The sequence below is a fragment of the Lachnoclostridium sp. An169 genome (assembly GCF_002160525.1).
GTDB classification, from domain to species: Bacteria; Bacillota; Clostridia; order Lachnospirales; family Lachnospiraceae; genus Mediterraneibacter; species Mediterraneibacter cottocaccae.
Genome location: NZ_NFKT01000019.1, coordinates 43,892 through 59,808 on the forward strand (window position 1 = coordinate 43,892; position 15,917 = coordinate 59,808).

31 protein-coding genes are annotated in these 15,917 nt (G+C 45.7%); all 31 read right to left on the bottom strand.

Annotated features, from left to right (window positions below; genetic code table 11):
• Positions 1–56 precede the first annotated feature (56 nt).
• The 31 genes from rpsD to B5F07_RS13650 all read right to left on the bottom strand — a co-directional run bounded on the left by rpsD (position 57) and on the right by B5F07_RS13650 (position 15,902).
• Complete coding sequence (gene rpsD, locus B5F07_RS13500) at positions 57–650, bottom strand: 30S ribosomal protein S4 (RefSeq protein ID WP_087161811.1); 594 nt, start codon at positions 648–650, stop codon at positions 57–59.
• A 106-nt stretch (positions 651–756) separates the two neighbouring features.
• Positions 757–1,152 carry a 30S ribosomal protein S11 gene (gene rpsK / locus B5F07_RS13505; protein ID WP_005613028.1) on the bottom strand — a complete coding sequence of 132 codons (396 nt, stop codon included), beginning with the start codon at positions 1,150–1,152 and terminating at the stop codon, positions 757–759.
• Between the two features lie 29 nt (positions 1,153–1,181).
• On the bottom strand, positions 1,182–1,550 hold the full coding sequence (gene rpsM, locus B5F07_RS13510; protein ID WP_087161812.1) for a 30S ribosomal protein S13: 369 nt from the start codon (positions 1,548–1,550) through the stop codon (positions 1,182–1,184).
• Between the two features lie 395 nt (positions 1,551–1,945).
• A complete protein-coding gene (gene rpmJ, locus B5F07_RS13515; protein ID WP_003497809.1) occupies positions 1,946–2,059 on the bottom strand; it encodes a 50S ribosomal protein L36 in 114 nt (37 codons plus the stop codon).
• A gap of 118 nt (positions 2,060–2,177) precedes the next feature.
• Entirely contained in the window at positions 2,178–2,396 is a 219-nt protein-coding gene (infA, locus tag B5F07_RS13520; protein ID WP_004074886.1) for a translation initiation factor IF-1, read from the bottom strand.
• 78 nt (positions 2,397–2,474) lie between these two features.
• Positions 2,475–2,717 (bottom strand): KOW domain-containing RNA-binding protein, encoded by a 243-nt coding sequence (locus tag B5F07_RS13525; RefSeq protein ID WP_087161813.1) that lies wholly within the window; start codon positions 2,715–2,717, stop codon positions 2,475–2,477.
• A gap of 6 nt (positions 2,718–2,723) precedes the next feature.
• Positions 2,724–3,368: an adenylate kinase gene (locus B5F07_RS13530; RefSeq protein ID WP_087161814.1), complete on the bottom strand. Its 645-nt coding sequence runs from the start codon at positions 3,366–3,368 to the stop codon at positions 2,724–2,726.
• A 107-nt stretch (positions 3,369–3,475) separates the two neighbouring features.
• Entirely contained in the window at positions 3,476–4,828 is a 1,353-nt protein-coding gene (gene secY, locus B5F07_RS13535; RefSeq protein ID WP_087161815.1) for a preprotein translocase subunit SecY, read from the bottom strand.
• On the bottom strand, positions 4,828–5,268 hold the full coding sequence (gene rplO / locus B5F07_RS13540; RefSeq protein ID WP_087161816.1) for a 50S ribosomal protein L15: 441 nt from the start codon (positions 5,266–5,268) through the stop codon (positions 4,828–4,830). Before rplO ends, secY begins: the two co-directional genes overlap by 1 nt.
• Positions 5,269–5,289: 21 nt before the next feature.
• Positions 5,290–5,472 (bottom strand): 50S ribosomal protein L30, encoded by a 183-nt coding sequence (gene rpmD / locus B5F07_RS13545; protein ID WP_087161817.1) that lies wholly within the window; start codon positions 5,470–5,472, stop codon positions 5,290–5,292.
• A gap of 14 nt (positions 5,473–5,486) precedes the next feature.
• The gene (rpsE, locus tag B5F07_RS13550; protein WP_087161818.1) at positions 5,487–5,996 is read right to left on the bottom strand and encodes a 30S ribosomal protein S5; all 510 of its coding nucleotides are present in this window, start codon (positions 5,994–5,996) and stop codon (positions 5,487–5,489) included.
• A 15-nt stretch (positions 5,997–6,011) separates the two neighbouring features.
• Complete coding sequence (rplR, locus tag B5F07_RS13555) at positions 6,012–6,380, bottom strand: 50S ribosomal protein L18 (RefSeq protein WP_087161819.1); 369 nt, start codon at positions 6,378–6,380, stop codon at positions 6,012–6,014.
• 17 nt (positions 6,381–6,397) lie between these two features.
• Positions 6,398–6,940, bottom strand: a complete 543-nt coding sequence (gene rplF, locus B5F07_RS13560) for a 50S ribosomal protein L6 (RefSeq protein WP_087161820.1) — start codon at positions 6,938–6,940, stop codon at positions 6,398–6,400.
• 209 nt (positions 6,941–7,149) lie between these two features.
• Complete coding sequence (gene rpsH, locus B5F07_RS13565) at positions 7,150–7,551, bottom strand: 30S ribosomal protein S8 (protein WP_087161821.1); 402 nt, start codon at positions 7,549–7,551, stop codon at positions 7,150–7,152.
• A 15-nt stretch (positions 7,552–7,566) separates the two neighbouring features.
• The gene (locus B5F07_RS13570; RefSeq protein WP_004847508.1) at positions 7,567–7,752 is read right to left on the bottom strand and encodes a type Z 30S ribosomal protein S14; all 186 of its coding nucleotides are present in this window, start codon (positions 7,750–7,752) and stop codon (positions 7,567–7,569) included.
• Positions 7,753–7,765: 13 nt separating this feature from the next.
• A complete protein-coding gene (gene rplE, locus B5F07_RS13575) occupies positions 7,766–8,305 on the bottom strand; it encodes a 50S ribosomal protein L5 (protein WP_087161822.1) in 540 nt (179 codons plus the stop codon).
• A gap of 23 nt (positions 8,306–8,328) precedes the next feature.
• Complete coding sequence (gene rplX / locus B5F07_RS13580) at positions 8,329–8,640, bottom strand: 50S ribosomal protein L24 (protein ID WP_087161823.1); 312 nt, start codon at positions 8,638–8,640, stop codon at positions 8,329–8,331.
• Positions 8,641–8,654: 14 nt separating this feature from the next.
• Positions 8,655–9,023 carry a 50S ribosomal protein L14 gene (gene rplN, locus B5F07_RS13585; protein WP_087161824.1) on the bottom strand — a complete coding sequence of 123 codons (369 nt, stop codon included), beginning with the start codon at positions 9,021–9,023 and terminating at the stop codon, positions 8,655–8,657.
• 23 nt (positions 9,024–9,046) lie between these two features.
• Positions 9,047–9,304 carry a 30S ribosomal protein S17 gene (gene rpsQ, locus B5F07_RS13590; RefSeq protein ID WP_005612998.1) on the bottom strand — a complete coding sequence of 86 codons (258 nt, stop codon included), beginning with the start codon at positions 9,302–9,304 and terminating at the stop codon, positions 9,047–9,049.
• A gap of 44 nt (positions 9,305–9,348) precedes the next feature.
• Positions 9,349–9,549, bottom strand: a complete 201-nt coding sequence (rpmC, locus tag B5F07_RS13595) for a 50S ribosomal protein L29 (RefSeq protein WP_087161825.1) — start codon at positions 9,547–9,549, stop codon at positions 9,349–9,351.
• Complete coding sequence (rplP, locus tag B5F07_RS13600; RefSeq protein ID WP_087161826.1) at positions 9,539–9,976, bottom strand: 50S ribosomal protein L16; 438 nt, start codon at positions 9,974–9,976, stop codon at positions 9,539–9,541. The genes rpmC and rplP overlap by 11 nt, the downstream gene beginning before the upstream one ends.
• A complete protein-coding gene (rpsC, locus tag B5F07_RS13605) occupies positions 9,976–10,632 on the bottom strand; it encodes a 30S ribosomal protein S3 (protein ID WP_087161827.1) in 657 nt (218 codons plus the stop codon). The genes rplP and rpsC overlap by 1 nt, the downstream gene beginning before the upstream one ends.
• Positions 10,633–10,641: 9 nt before the next feature.
• Positions 10,642–11,028 carry a 50S ribosomal protein L22 gene (gene rplV, locus B5F07_RS13610; RefSeq protein ID WP_087161828.1) on the bottom strand — a complete coding sequence of 129 codons (387 nt, stop codon included), beginning with the start codon at positions 11,026–11,028 and terminating at the stop codon, positions 10,642–10,644.
• Between the two features lie 29 nt (positions 11,029–11,057).
• Positions 11,058–11,339, bottom strand: a complete 282-nt coding sequence (gene rpsS, locus B5F07_RS13615) for a 30S ribosomal protein S19 (protein WP_087161829.1) — start codon at positions 11,337–11,339, stop codon at positions 11,058–11,060.
• Positions 11,340–11,365: 26 nt separating this feature from the next.
• A complete protein-coding gene (rplB, locus tag B5F07_RS13620) occupies positions 11,366–12,208 on the bottom strand; it encodes a 50S ribosomal protein L2 (protein WP_087161830.1) in 843 nt (280 codons plus the stop codon).
• A gap of 208 nt (positions 12,209–12,416) precedes the next feature.
• Positions 12,417–12,716 (bottom strand): 50S ribosomal protein L23, encoded by a 300-nt coding sequence (gene rplW / locus B5F07_RS13625; protein ID WP_087161831.1) that lies wholly within the window; start codon positions 12,714–12,716, stop codon positions 12,417–12,419.
• A complete protein-coding gene (gene rplD, locus B5F07_RS13630; RefSeq protein ID WP_087161832.1) occupies positions 12,716–13,336 on the bottom strand; it encodes a 50S ribosomal protein L4 in 621 nt (206 codons plus the stop codon). Before rplD ends, rplW begins: the two co-directional genes overlap by 1 nt.
• 30 nt (positions 13,337–13,366) lie before the next feature.
• Positions 13,367–14,050: a 50S ribosomal protein L3 gene (gene rplC, locus B5F07_RS13635; protein ID WP_087161833.1), complete on the bottom strand. Its 684-nt coding sequence runs from the start codon at positions 14,048–14,050 to the stop codon at positions 13,367–13,369.
• Between the two features lie 68 nt (positions 14,051–14,118).
• On the bottom strand, positions 14,119–14,436 hold the full coding sequence (rpsJ, locus tag B5F07_RS13640; protein WP_004607300.1) for a 30S ribosomal protein S10: 318 nt from the start codon (positions 14,434–14,436) through the stop codon (positions 14,119–14,121).
• Positions 14,437–14,780: 344 nt separating this feature from the next.
• Entirely contained in the window at positions 14,781–15,455 is a 675-nt protein-coding gene (locus B5F07_RS13645; protein ID WP_087161834.1) for a DUF3267 domain-containing protein, read from the bottom strand.
• A 27-nt stretch (positions 15,456–15,482) separates the two neighbouring features.
• Positions 15,483–15,902 (bottom strand): HIT family protein, encoded by a 420-nt coding sequence (locus tag B5F07_RS13650; RefSeq protein ID WP_087161835.1) that lies wholly within the window; start codon positions 15,900–15,902, stop codon positions 15,483–15,485.
• Positions 15,903–15,917 lie beyond the last annotated feature (15 nt).

Here is a 15,917-nt window from a genome sequence, read left to right on the forward strand (position 1 = left end):
ACAGACCCTCCTTGTGGGTTTAAATATGTTGAGGGGATACTTTGTTACAGCCGATATTACTTGGAATATAACTCGACGATAAGCATTTCATCTACAGGAACATCGATAGCTTCTCTTGTCGGAAGCTCTTTCACTGTACCTTTGAGATTCTCGGAGTCAACGTCAAGCCAGTCAGGGATCATGTTTCCTGCTGTCACTTCGAGAATATCTTTGTATCTCTGTGAGCCTTTCTTGTTCTCTTTGATTTCAACTGTGTCGCCGGCTTTGAGCAGGTAGGACGGAATGTTCACCTGTTTGCCGTTTACAAGCACGTGCTTGTGGTCAACGATCTGTCTTGCCTCTTTTCTTGTTCTGGCGAATCCCATACGGAACATAACATTGTCCAGTCTGGACTCAAGAAGGATCATCAGGTTGTCACCTGTCATACCTTCCATCTGTTTTGCCTTTGCATAGTAGTTTCTGAACGGTTTTTCCAGAACACCGTAGATGAATTTTGCTTTCTGCTTCTCGCGGAGCTGCAGTCCGTACTCACTCATCTTTCTGTTTGATCTTTTTAACTGTCTGTTAGATTTTTTGCTGATTCCCAGGTAAATCGGATCCATACCTAAGGAACGGCATCTTTTAAGAACAGGAACTCTGTTTACTGCCATGTCTATCCTCCTAATATTATATACAACGACAGCACCTTCTGCTGTCTGATCACTTCTGGTACAGATAACAAATTGATAAATTCAAAAAGCGCAGCTTCTCTGCCGATTACACTCTTCTGCGTTTCGGCGGACGGCATCCGTTGTGCGGTACCGGAGTAACGTCCTTGATGCTGACCACATCGATTCCGCATGCCTGAAGCGCACGGATCGCTGCTTCTCTTCCTGATCCCGGTCCTTTTACGAATACATCTACAGATTTAAGACCATGTACTAATGCTGCCTTTGCTGCTGTCTCAGCTGCCATCTGTGCTGCATATGGAGTAGATTTCCTTGAACCTCTAAATCCCAGACCGCCTGCACTTGCCCATGAAAGAGCATTTCCCTGTGTATCTGTTAATGTTACGATTGTATTATTAAAAGATGACTGGATGTGTGCCTGTCCGCGTTCAACGTTTTTCTTGACACGTTTTTTTGTTACTTTTTTTGCAACTTTCTTTGCCATTTAAACTAACCTACTTTCTTTATTCTCACTTATTTCTTTTTGTTCGCTACAGTTCTCTTCGGACCCTTGCAAGTTCTTGCATTAGTCTTGGTCTTCTGACCACGTACCGGAAGTCCTTTCCTGTGGCGGATTCCACGGTAGCATCCGATTTCTTTCAGTCTCTTGATGTTCAGCTGGATCTCTCTTCTGAGATCACCTTCTACCATCTGTGTCTCATCGATCACAGCACTGATTCTCTTTACTTCGTCACTTGTAAGATCTCTTACACGTGTGTCAGGATTTACTCCTGCCTCTGCTAAGATACGGTTTGAGGTTGTTCTTCCGATTCCGTAAATATAAGTCAAACCGATTTCTACACGTTTGTCTCTTGGTAAGTCTACACCTGCAATACGAGCCATGTGTCTTTCCTCCATTTTCTTCTTAACATATTGTCTCTAACTGAGGCTGCGGATGCCTGATGCGAAATCATTCGCTTCGGTGTTAAAGCGGCATCCTACCAGGACTATCTCCCGATATCCCAGCCCAGGCATGCATGACGCACACCCTTTCCCGGCACGGATTCGAATCAAACCCGCCAATGCAAGCGCCGGGTATTATAAGCAATATACAACCGCATTTGTGACCGGAAATTCCCTCTGTAAAAAAATACGGGAAATCATCCTTCCGCAAAATGCGCAGAACACAGACTCTGCCGGTACCTGCGGGCAGTTGCTGTGTATCCTTACTGTATATTAAACAGCTCTACACGCAGCCTTGTGTGTCGAGCCGTCAGCCGCCTAATTTAGTGCACAAATCACCCCTGACGCTGTTTGTGCTTCGGATTCTCACAGATTACTCTGATACTTCCTTTTCTTTTAATAATCTTGCATTTTTCACAAATTGGTTTTACTGATGATCTAACCTTCATGTCAAATCCTCCTTCCCTGCTTTGCTCTGCCTACAAATTACCCATTTTTGAGCACACCACCCCAAAAATGACCATTTCATAGTATATCACCAAGTCCAGCTCAAAGTCAACACTTTTTTTATTTATCTCTCCAGACAATTCTTCCTTTGCTCAGGTCGTACGGTGACATTTCCAGAGTCACTTTGTCTCCCGGCAGAATCTTAATGAAATTCATACGCAGCTTTCCGCTGATATGAGCCAGTACAATGTGTCCGTTTTCCAGTTCTACTTTGAACATCGCATTCGGGAGTTTCTCAACTACAACTCCTTCAATTTCGATCACGTCAGCTTTTGACATCTTTCAAATCCTCCTGAATCTCAGGGACTATGCCCTGTCACAAACTTTCTGTTTCAGCCGCATGTCAACTGCTGCGGCTTACCCCTTTTTGATATAATCCCTGATCACCTTTCTCAGTGCCGCATCGTCTGTCAGGCAGTCTGCCTGAACAGAACAGATCGGCTGAAGGTGTTTTCTGTTCTTACGCTTCATGCGGGCAAGAGGCCGAAGCCCCCCGTCCGCCACATATACATATTCATTTTTGACATCAATTATGACATATATACAGTCCTTGTCGTGCCCTGCTTTTGATTTCGCAAGCATTCCCGGTTTCAGATCCATAAGATATTACTCTCCCAGGATCTTGACGATGGCCGCGAACACATCGTCAATGTCAACCGTACCGTCTACCTCTCTGAGGATCCCTTCCTGTGTATAGTAGTCGATCAGCGGCTGTGTCTGCTCATGATAAACGCCAAGTCTTTTCTGAACCGTCTCCGGCTTGTCATCATCCCTGAGGATCAGGCTGCCGCCGCATTTGTCACAGATGCCTTCTTTTTCCGTTGGAGCATATACAATATGATAGGTTGCTCCACAGTCAACGCAGGCTCTTCTTCCTGACATACGATTTACAATGTTTTCATCCGGCACTTCGACGTTGATAGCATAATCAACCTTCTGTCCCATCTCGGAAAGCGCCTTGTCCAGAGCCTCTGCCTGTGGAATCGTGCGCGGGAAGCCATCGAGAACGTATCCGTTTGCACAGTCATCCTGATTCACTCTGTCAACAACAAGGTCAACGACCAGCTCATCCGGCACGAGAAGTCCCTGGTCCATGTATGTCTTTGCCTTTTTCCCGAGCTCTGTACCGTTTTTGATATTTGCCCGGAAAATGTCCCCTGTGGAAATATGCGGAATCGCATACTTTTCTGCAATCTTTTTCGCCTGTGTACCTTTTCCTGCTCCCGGTGCTCCCAACATAATAATCTTCATAATTCTATCCTCCATTCCTGTTTATTGTACGTTTTTTTCAGAAACACATTTAACCCGCTGCGTTTTATCCCATAAACGGGATAAAACAGGGCGAGCTAAATAAGATCTTAATATCCGAGGAAACTGTTTTTCATGTTGCTTCCTTTATTGTTCAAAAATCCTGTGTAGTTTCTCACAAGCATCTGCGACTCAATCTTCTTGATCGTCTCAAGAACAACACCGACGATAATGATCAGTGAAGTTCCTCCAAAGGAAACGTTCGCTCCGAACACTCCGTTGAAGAAATAGGGGATCACCTGTACGATGATCAGACCGCATGCGCCGATAAAGATGATGTAGTTCAAAATCTTCTGAAGATACTCAACCGTCGGTTTTCCGGGACGGATACCCGGGATAAATCCGCCGCTCTTCTTCATGTTGTTGGCTATCTCAATCGGATTAAAGGTAATAGATGTGTAGAAATACGCGAAAAATACAGTAAGTATTATATACACAACCAAACCGATCGAGTAAATCGGATGCTGCGGATCACACCAGTTATTGGAGTTCAGACCTGCAAGGATCTGGCTTCCGATTCCTGTTCCGTTTCCGGCACCCACAAAACTTGCGATAACAATCGGTGTCTGCATAAGAGACGAGGAGAAGATAACAGGAATAACTCCGGCGGTATTAACACGGAGGGGAATATGTGTAGACTGTCCGCCGTACATTTTTCTTCCCTGTACCTTCTTGGAATACTGTACCGCAATTCTTCTTTCCCCGCTCTGAAGAATTACAACAAAAACAACCACAACAAGAAGGATGACTAGAATAACCAGTACTGCAAGACCACCCTTCGCCAGTGACTTTCCGCTCACGAACTGCTCGTAAAGACGCACAAAATCCTGCGGCACACGAGAAAGGATATTGATAAGAAGTACGATAGAGATACCGTTTCCGACACCCTTCTCCGTAATCCGCTCACCGATCCACATAAGGAATGCACTTCCTGCAGTCAGTGTACAAACAACGATCGCGCAGTTAACAAAATTATACTCCTCCAGGAGTCCCTGACGTCCGAATCCGACCGACATTGCAATGGATTCAATCAGCGCAAGCGCAACAGTCACATATCTTGTGATTGCCGCAATCTTCTTTCTGCCGTCCTCGCCTTCCTTCTGCATCTCCTCAAGCTTCGGTATTGCAATAGTGAGGAGCTGCATAATGATCGACGATGTAATGTACGGTGTGATACTCAGGGCGAAAATGGAAAAGTTCGTAAAGGAACCGCCGGTGAACGCTTCAAAAAAATTGAATACGTCACCGGTCTGGCTTTCAAAGAACTCCTGAATGAAGGAAGGATCAACGCCCGGTGTGGGCAGCTGTGATCCAAGTCTCACAACGACAAGCATTGCCAGCGTATAAAGAATTCTTTTTCTGATATCCTCAATCTGGAATGCTCTACGTACTGTCTTCAGCATTAGATCACCTCTGCTTTTCCACCAAGTGCTTCAATCTTCTCAGCAGCCTTTGCACTGAATGCATTTGCCTGAACTGTAAGCTTCTTAGTTAACTCTCCATTTCCAAGAATTTTTACTCCATCTCTCGGGTTCTTCACGATCCCGTTCTCGATCAGTGTTTCAACGGATACTGTAGCTCCGTCTTCGAATACTTCGAGAGCGCTCAGGTTAATTCCAACGATATGCTTGGAATTTCTGCATGTAAAGCCTCTCTTCGGTATTCTTCTGTACAAAGGCATCTGACCGCCTTCGAATCCCGGTCTTGTCGCACCGGAACGGGCCTTCTGTCCCTTATGTCCCTTACCGGCTGTCTTGCCGTTTCCGGAACCGTGTCCACGGCCTCTTCTGAAATTATCACTCTGTCTTGAACCGTCTGCCGGTCTTAAGTTTGATAAGTCCATGACGTTACCTCCTTATCTTTTTTATGCCTCTTCTTCAACCTTCACTAAATGTCTAACCTGCTGTACCATACCTCTGGTAGCTGCATTATCCGGCAATACAACTGTTTTGTTGAGCTTCTTAAGGCCAAGAGCCTCAACTGTTTTCTTATGCTTTGGTATAGCACCGATTGTAGACTTTACTAACGTAACTTTTAAATTTGCCATTTGAATTTACCTCCTTAGCCTACGATCTCCTCAATTGATTTGCCGCGAAGTCTTGCAACATCTTCCGGAGACTTAACGTCTTTGAGTCCTTCGATTGTAGCAAGAACAACATTCTGCTTATTGTTGGATCCAAGTGATTTTGTACGGATGTTCTTGATTCCCGCCATCTCGATTACGGCACGTGCCGGACCTCCGGCGATAACACCAGTACCATCCGGAGCTGTCTTAAGGAGTACGGATGCGCTTCCGAATTTTCCGGTTACATCATGAGTAATACTGTCGTTTTCGTTCAGTGTTACCTTGATCATTTTCTTCATCGCATCTTCTTTTCCTTTACGGATTGCCTCCGGAATTTCAGCAGCTTTTCCCAAACCTGCACCAACATGGCCTTTTCCATCGCCGACAACAACTAAAGCTGTAAATCTGAAGTTACGACCACCTTTAACAACTTTGGTAACACGTTTGATTGATACCACTTTTTCTAATAATTCCATCTGACTAGCATCAATACGTTCCTGTCTCATCTGTGTTCTCCCTTCCTAGAAATTCAGCCCGGCTTCTCTTGCTGCGTCTGCCAGTGCCTTGATTTTTCCCTGATATATAAAGCCGCCTCTGTCAAAGACAACCTCAGTGATACCTTTTTCTTTCGCTCTCTCAGCGATCACTTTTCCAAGATATGCTGCTGCTTCAACGTTGTTGGTCTTCTCAAGTTCTGCTTTCACGTCTTTCTGAAGAGTGGAAGCGGAAACGAGAGTATTTCCAACAGTGTCGTCGATAATCTGAGCATACATATGATTATTGCTTCTGAACACAGCTAAACGCGGTCTCTCAGCTGTACCGCTGAAACGGTTGCGTAATTTCATGTGTTTTTTTCTACGAATTTCGCTTCTTGATTTCTTACTAACCATTTTCACACTCTCCTTATTTATTTCTTACCAGTCTTACCAACTTTACGTCTGATTGTCTCATCAGCATACTTGATACCTTTGCCCTTATATGGCTCCGGTCTTCTCTTGTCTCTGATTTCAGCCGCATACTGTCCGACTTTCTCTTTATCGATACCTTTAACCGTGATCTTGTTCTGTCCATCCAGAACTGTCTCAAGGCCTTCCGGATCGATCATTTCAACTGGATGAGAGTATCCAAGGTTCAGTGTCAGCTTATTTCCTGATTTGGCTGCTCTGTAACCTACACCGTTTACTTCAAGAACTTTCTCATATCCCTGGCTGACACCGATCACCATGTTGTTGATCAGAGTTCTTGTCAGACCGTGAAGAGATTTCATTTTCTTTAAGTCGTTCGGTCTTGATACGATTACTTCTTCGCCTTCAACTTTGATTTCCATTTCTGTCGGAAGCTCTTTTACAAGAGTTCCCTTCGGACCTTTTACAGTCACTACATTGTGTTCTGCAACTTCTACAGTTACTCCTGCAGGAATTGCTACGGGCAGTCTTCCTATACGTGACATACTCGTTATCCTCCTTAACTTAGATTTTCGGAGAAGCTGCGGTGGCTCCTCTGTTTTCAGTTACTTTATAGAGCTTTGATGGCTCCGGTACACGTCCGTGCGCCTAAGCTCACCTTTCGCCTCCGGCTCGGGTTCGCTAACGCTTGGGACGGGCTTTCTCACTAAGTTCATCCTTCGCCTTTGGCTCGGATTCACTAAGTGATCAATGCCTACCAAACGAAGCAGAGTACTTCTCCGCCTACGCCGAGTTTTCTTGCTTCTTTGTCTGTGATTACACCTTTGTTTGTAGAGATGATGGCTGTTCCCAGTCCTCCGAGAACCTTCGGAATATCCTCTGTGCCAGCGTATACACGCAGACCCGGTTTGGAGATTCTCTTCAGTCCGGAGATGACTTTCTCATTCTTGTCAGCGCCGTATTTCAGCGTGATGTGAATTGTCTGGAAGTGTCCGTCTTCTACAAGGTCATATTTTGCAATATATCCCTCATCCAGCAGGATGTTTGCGATAGCAATTTTCATCTTGGATGCAGGTACATCTACTGTATCATGTTTTGCAGTATTCGCATTACGAATTCTTGTAAGCATATCTGCAATCGGATCGCTCATAGTCATTGATAGTTTTCCTCCTTACCAACTTGCTTTCTTAACACCCGGGATCTGTCCTTTATATGCCAATTCACGGAAGCAGATACGGCAGATTCCATATTTTCTCAGATACGCATGCGGACGTCCGCAAATTCTGCAGCGGCTGTATTCTCTTGTGGAGAATTTCGGTTTGCGCTGCTGTTTGATCTTCATTGATGTCTTTGCCATGAATTTCCCTCCTTTACTTAGCGAATGGCATGTTGAACAGTCTTAATAACTCACGCGCTTCCTCGTCAGTCTTTGCTGTTGTAACAAAGATTACATCCATACCTCTTACCTTGTCGATCTTGTCGTACTCGATCTCAGGGAAAATCAGCTGCTCTTTGATTCCGAGTGCGTAGTTTCCTCTTCCGTCAAAAGCGTTCGGATTTACGCCTCTGAAGTCACGCACACGCGGAAGGGCAAGGTTGATCAGACGGTCAGCGAACTCATACATTCTCTCGCCTCTAAGTGTAACCTTGCATCCGATCGGCATTCCTTCTCTGATCTTGAAGTTAGCCACAGAGTTCTTTGCTCTTGTGACAACTGCTTTCTGACCGGAGATCTTCTCCATATCAGCAATCGCAGACTCCAATACCTTTGCATTGTCTTTTGCCTCGCCGACACCCATGTTGATCACGATCTTGTCGAGCTTCGGCACTTCCATAATGTTCTTATATCCAAATTTTTTGATCATTGCGTCAATGATCTCATTCTGATACTGATCTTTCAGTCTACTCAAAGTCCTGGACCTCCTTCCTCGAATTAATCAATCACTTCGCCGGTTTTCTTGGCAATGCGGACTTTCTTGTCCCCGTCCATCTTGAAGCCGACTCTCGTTGCCTGTCCTTTGTGTACATACATAACATTGGATGCATCGATGTAGCCTTCCTGGTGAACGATACCGCCATTCTGGTTAGCAGCACTCGGTTTCGTGTGCTTTGTCAGCATATTTACGCCCTCAACCAGGACTTTACCGTCTTTTTTATTTACAGCAATAACTTTGCCTTCTTTGTCTTTGTCTTTTCCGGCGATAACCTTAACAGTGTCGCCCTTTTTAATTTTCATAGTTGACATCTTTAGGCACCTCCCTACAGTACTTCCGGAGCCAGGGAAACAATCTTCATGAAATGTTTCTCTCTGAGCTCGCGGGCTACTGGTCCAAAAATACGTGTTCCACGCGGATTCAAATCATCTCTTATAATAACAGCAGCATTTTCATCGAATCTGATATAGGAACCGTCTTTACGACGTGCGCCCCTTACAGAACGGACAACTACAGCCTTAACAACATCACCTTTTTTAACAACGCCGCCTGGTGTTGCATCTTTAACACTGGCAACGATCACATCACCGATGCTTGCATATCTTCTTGTTGAGCCGCCAAGCACACGGATGCAGAGTAACTCTTTCGCACCTGTATTGTCTGCTACTTTCAGTCTGCTTTCTTGCTGTATCATGCAGGTAAACCTCCTTCAGAATATTATTTTGCTTTCTCCATGATTTCCACAAGTCTCCATCTCTTGTCCTTGGACAGCGGCCTTGTTTCCATAACTTTTACTGTATCTCCAACTTTGCACTCATTGTTTTCATCGTGAGCTTTCAGTTTGTACGTTCTCTTTACGATCTTCTTGTAAAGCGGATGTTTTACGTGGTCCTCAACGGCAACAACGATTGTTTTGTCCATCTTGTCGCTGACAACCTTACCCGTACGGGTTTTTCTCAGATTTCTCTCTTCCACGGTGTTTCTCCTTTCAATTAATATAACAAGGAAGGGCTTTCAGCCTACCGTCCTGCCTCTGTGATCAGAGTCTGGATACGTGCGATATTCTTTCTTACTTCCTTGATCCTGCTTGTATTATCCAGTTGGTTTGTCGCATTCTGGAATCTCAGGTTGAAGAGCTCCTTTTTAGCAGCTACTAATTCTTCATTTAATTCTTCTACGGATTTTCCTCTTAAATCTTTTACAAATGTATTAATTTTCACTGTTATCACCGCCTTCTAAGTCTGCGCGAGAAACAATTTTGCATTTGCAAGGTAACTTATGCATTGCAAGTCGAAGTGCCTCTCTAGCTGTTTCCTCTGGTACTCCTGCAATCTCAAACATTACACGGCCCGGTTTTACTACTGCTGCCCAGTACTCAACAGTACCTTTTCCGCTACCCATACGGGTCTCAGCCGGCTTTGCCGTGATCGGTTTGTCCGGGAAGATCTTGATCCATACTTTACCGCCACGTTTGATGTAACGTGTCATGGCAACACGGGCTGCCTCGATCTGGTTGGAACGGATCCAGCACGGCTCTGTTGCTACGATACCGTACTCACCATATGCGATCGTGTTACCTCTGAGAGCTTTACCTTTCATGGTACCACGGAACTGTTTACGACGTTTTACTCTTTTTGGCATTAACATTATTTATCGCTCCCTTCCTTATCTGCTTTAGTCGGAAGAACCTCGCCTTTGTAAATCCAAACCTTTACACCGACTTTTCCGTAAGTTGTGTCAGCTTCTGCGAATCCATAATCAATGTCAGCACGAAGTGTCTGCAGCGGAATTGTTCCCTCGCTGTAGAACTCTGTACGAGCCATATCTGCACCGCCGAGACGTCCGGATACGGAAGTCTTGACTCCGAGTGCGCCTGCCTTCATTGTTCTTGACATGCAGGACTTCATCGCACGTCTGAAGGAGATACGGTTCTCGAGCTGCTGAGCGATGTTCTCAGCTACGAGCTGGGCATCTTTGTCAGGTCTCTTGATCTCTTTGATGTCAACGATCAGCTTCTTGTCTGTATATTTAGCAAGTTCGCCTTTCACTTTCTCGATCTCAGAGCCGCCTTTACCGATAACAACGCCCGGTTTAGCTGTATAAATAATGATCTTTACGCGGTCAGATGCTCTTTCGATCTCGATTCTTGAAACACCTGCGCTGTATAATCTCTTCTTAAGAAATGTTCTGATCTCGTGGTCTTCAACGAGGTTGTCAGCGAAATCTTTCTCTGCGTACCACTTGGAATCCCAGTCTTTGATAACGCCGACTCTCAAGCCATGTGGATTTACCTTCTGTCCCATAATGCCCTCCTATCTTTCATTCAGCACGATTGTGATGTGGCTCATTCTCTTCTCGATCCTGTAAGCCCTGCCCTGTGCTCTCGGTCTGATTCTCTTCATTGTCGGTCCTTTGTTTGCATAGCACTCCTCGATATAGAGGTTTGCCGCGCTCATACCGTTGTTGTTCTCAGCGTTCGCGATCGCTGATTTCAGCAGTTTCTCTATCACTGTAGAAGCATATCTCGGATTGTAAGCTAAAATACCGAGTGCTGTCTGTACATCCTTTCCTCTGATGGCATCCAGAACGTAGCATGCCTTCTGCACGGAAACCCTAGCATAGGAAATCTTAGCTGAAGGTCTTGTATCTCTCTGCTCGTTTCTTTCTCTTTTGATCTGGGATCTATGTCCTTTTGCCATGGAAGAACCCTCCTTTCAATCTATATAAATTATCTGACTTTGGACTTCTTCTCGTCTTTTCCGTGACCTCTGTAAGTTCTTGTTGCAACGAACTCACCGAGTTTATGTCCGACCATATCCTCTGTGATATATACCGGCACATGTCTTCTTCCGTCGTGTACGGCGATCGTATGGCCTACGAATGACGGGAAGATTGTGGAGCGGCGTGACCATGTCTTAATTACGGATTTATCACCAGAAGCATTCATAGCGTCTACTTTTTTCAGTAAGCTTTCGTCTGCAAATGGTCCTTTTTTAAGTGAGCGAGCCATAGGTTCTAACCTCCTTGTGAATCTAATTATTTAATCGCTTTACCGTCTCTTCTTCTTACAATCAGCTTGTTGGAAGCTTTTTTCTTCTTACGAGTCTTAAGACCCAGTGCAGGTTTGCCCCAAGGTGTGCTCGGACCCGGACGGCCGATACCTGTCTTACCTTCACCACCACCATGCGGATGGTCATTCGGGTTCATAACAGAACCGCGGACTGTAGGTCTGATGCCCATGTGGCGCTTACGTCCAGCCTTACCGATGTTGATCAGGTTGTGCTCTCCGTTTCCTACAACTCCGACAGATGCTCTGCACTCGATCGGAACCATTCTCATCTCACCGGACGGGAGTCTCAGTGTTGCATACTTTCCTTCTTTTGCCATCAGCTGTGCGCTGTTTCCTGCAGAACGAACCATCTGTCCGCCTTTTCCAGGATGAAGCTCAATATTGTGTACCTGTGTACCAACCGGGATCTCGGAAAGCGGCAGGCAGTTTCCTACTCTCACCTCTGCCTCCGGTCCGTTCATAACGGTCATGCCGTCTTTCAGACCTTCCGGAGCAAGGATGTATGCCTTCTCGCCGTCTGCGTAGCAGATCAGTGCGATGTTGGCACTTCTGTTCGGATCATACTCGATACCAACTACTTTTGCCGGAATTCCGTCTTTTCTTCTCTTAAAATCAACAATTCTGTATTTCTTCTTTGCTCCGCCCCCGCGGTGTCTTACAGTGATTTTACCCTGGGCGTTGCGTCCTGCTGTTTTCTTCTTGGAATCAAGGAGGGATTTCTCAGGAGTTGTCTTTGTAATCTCGGAGAAATCAGATCCTGTCATCTGTCTTCTGGAAGGTGTATATGGGTTATATGTTTTGATTCCCATTACTTTCTCTCCTTTCGTTTGCTCTAATTCTTGGTTTCACGGATTTGCACCGTATAAAATGATTGATGAAGTTCCATCAATGGATTTCAAAGCTCCGTGCGCCTAAGCTCACCCTTCGCCTCCGGCTCGGGTATCGCTAACGCTTGGGAGCGGCCTTCTCACCAGACTCGACCGGCGCTGACGCTTGGCCTCGCCAAGTGTTCAGTGCCTACAGACCCTCGAAAATCTCGATATCTGCGCTGTCTTCTGTCAGCTGCACGATTGCTTTCTTTGTCTTTGCTGTCTTTCCGTATGTCATTCCACGTCTCTTTGTCTTTCCGTCAAGGTTCATGGTGTTGACACTCTTTACCTTTGTTCCTGCGAACATTTTCTCAACAGCTTCTTTGATCTGATTCTTTGTAGCTTCTGTGTGTACAAGGAACGTATACTTCTTGTCAGCCATCAGATCCATGCTCTTCTCTGTGATAACCGGCTTAAGGATTACATCATAATACTGAATGTTTGCCATTATGCGTACACCTCCTCGATTGTTGCAACAGCAGCTTTCGTAGCGATTACTGTGTTGTATTTCAGGATGTCAAATACATTGATTGTGTTTGTATGCGCTGTTTTAACATCCGGGATGTTTCTTGCAGAGATCTCTACGTTCGTGTTTCCGTCTTCCAGAACAACAAGTGCTTTGTTCACATTCAGGTTGTTCAGAACCTCGCGGAATTTCTTTGTCTTGATCTCGTCAAAGTTCAGCTCGTCGATAACGATGAACTTGTTCTCTTCTACTCTGGAAGTAAGGGCAGATTTCAGAGCTGCTCTCTTCTCTTTCCTGTTCATCTTGAAGGAGTAGTCTCTCGGAACCGGAGCGAATACCACTCCACCGCCTGTCCACTGCGGAGCTCTTGTTGAACCCTGTCTTGCGTGGCCTGTTCCTTTCTGTCTCCACGGTTTTCTTCCGCCGCCGGAAACTTCAGAACGTGTCTTAGCCTTCTGTGTTCCCTGACGATTGTTTGCAAGCTGATTTACGACTGCCATGTGTACCAGGTGCTCGTTTACTTCAACACCGAATACAGCATCGTTCAGTTCGATGGTATCAACTTCTTTACCTTCGATATTGTAAACAGATACTTTTGCCATCTGTGTGTTCCTCCTTTCTTAACTGTCAGACTAGTTACCCTTTACGGTCTCTTTGATCGTTACCAGGCATTTCTTCGGTCCCGGTACAGAACCTTTTACAAGGAGAAGGTTGTTCTCAGCGTCAACTCTTACGACCTCAAGATTCTGAACTGTGATCTGCTTGTTACCCATCTGACCAGGCATCTTCTTGCCCTTGAATACTTTACTCGGATCAGATGCCGCACCGTTGGAACCAGCATGACGATGGAACTTGGAACCATGTGTCATAGGTCCTCTGCTCTGGCCGTGACGCTTGATCGCGCCCTGGAAGCCTTTACCTTTGGAAATAGCAGTTGCATCAACATGATCTCCTGCCGCAAAGATATCAGCCTTGATTTCCTGAGCAAGTGTATATTCCTCAGCATTGTCAAATCTGAACTCTTTTACATATCTCTTTCCGGATACGCCTGCTTTGTCGAAATGGCCTTTCTCAGCTTTTGTCACACCGTTTCTGTGTGCAATTGCCTTCTTGCCGCTGTTGTCTTTTGTGACAATCTTCTCTTTCTTGTCAACAAATCCAACCTGAACTGCGCTGTACCCGTCGTTCTCAACAGTCTTAACCTGTGTTACCACGCACGGTCCTGCCTGCAGAACGGTTACCGGAATCAGTACTCCGTCTTCTTCGTTGAAGATCTGAGTCATTCCAACTTTTGTAGCCAAAATAGCTTTCTTCATTATAAATACCTCCTGTGATTTACAGCGGAGCGCTCACGCGCTCATCCTAAATGTTAGGACGTTACTGCCTATTTGTTCTTCATTTTGATATCGATGTACACACCTGCCGGCATTTCCAGTCTGGAAAGTGCATCAACCGTCTTCTGGGTCGGTGTGATGATATCAATCAGTCTTTTATGAGTTCTCTGCTCGAACTGCTCTCTGGAGTCTTTGTACTTGTGTACTGCTCTCAGGATTGTCACTACCTCTTTCTTTGTCGGCAGCGGCACCGGTCCGCTCACCTGTGAACCGTTCTTTTTTACAGTTTCGATGATTTTCTTCGCAGATGCATCAACCAGCTGATGATCATACGCTTTCAGTGTGATTCTCATTACTTGACTTGCCATAAAAAAAGTCGCCTCCTTTTCGTACTTGTAACTCAGTACGACAAGCGGTGACTGTACACTCTCCCGTGTGTGTCGTGAGAAACATACACGGCGCTCTCGCTTTTCAACTCTGCGCACTCATCTTCCGGGCGCGCAAAAACGAGATACTGTTGTGATTCGTACAGTGACTTGTCGCCAGTTTCCTAACTTGACATTCGCTCCACGGAAAACCTGTCCAGGCTTATGTTTTTGCCTGGCAGCAACCTCACGCTTCACAGCTATCATGTCACAGCCCTCTTAGTATAGCGGATGATGGAAGTTATTTCAAGAGGTTTTTTACAAAAATTGTATTTTTTTCAAAACAATTATTTCAATGCTTTTGTAAACGCCACCACCCCGCACTCATACGGATGGTCATAATACACCACATCCCCGTCCTCCGGTCTGTAGCGGAGCATCTTAATAATAATGAAGAGATCGCCTCCGCCGCCGAAGATCATGACCTCATTCAGAAGCATGATCATAAAATTGCCGGTCACTGCCGACAGGGCAGTCATCCCGACTCCCAGGACAATCGTCGGCATGGCGCCGCCGAGAATGTACTGCCATTTTTTCAAAGGCTCGGCGCATGTGCAGTAGGGCGTAAGCATTTCCCAGATAACGCCGAAACTGATGGACCGGAAATGATTCTTCGCAAAGATCCCCCAGGTGATTCCGTGGATTGCTTCATGCAAAATAAACAGAATAATCAGGGACACCGCATAAACGGCAACCAGAAGGACGTCCAGTCCCCCGTCATTTTCTATGCCCACGCTGAAGCTGTCCGCCAGATTCCCGAAAGGATTTACCGCAAAGAAGATCACGCCTGCCAGTATGACAAAGGGAAGCGGGAATACGAGAGCCGCGACATTTGCCTCCACGACTCCCGCAGTCAGGTCTTTCCTTTCATAACCGTCCGCTTCCATTTTTTCACAGATCTTCTGAAAATGTTCTTTTCTCTCCAGTTCTTTCCCGGTAAGTTTCCGCTCTTTTTCCTTCATTTCTTCCTCCCTCATTTTTGACCCGTTCTACAGATTCGCTTTAATCTTCTCAATCATCTCCTGATATTCCTCATCCGAAAGGTATGTCTTTCCCGGATTCATCTCAAAGACGCCGCCCCACTCAAATCCGTCCTTATACTTGGGAACCAGGTGCATATGCAGGTGGCAGCCCGTATCACCGTAAGCGCCATAGTTCACCTTGTCCGGATGGAATGCCGCATGGATCGCATTCGCCGCTTTTGCCACATCCGCGAAAAACGCATTTCTCTCCTCGTCGCTGATGTTCACAATCTCGCTGACATGATCCTTATACGCCACGATGCAGCGGCCCGGATGGCTCTGTTCCTTAAAAAGGATCAGCGAACTGACACTTAAATCACAGATATAGATTCCAAACTGCTCCAGAAGCTCTCCTCTCATACAATAACCGCAATTCTGATCTTTCATTTCTTTACCTCCTTC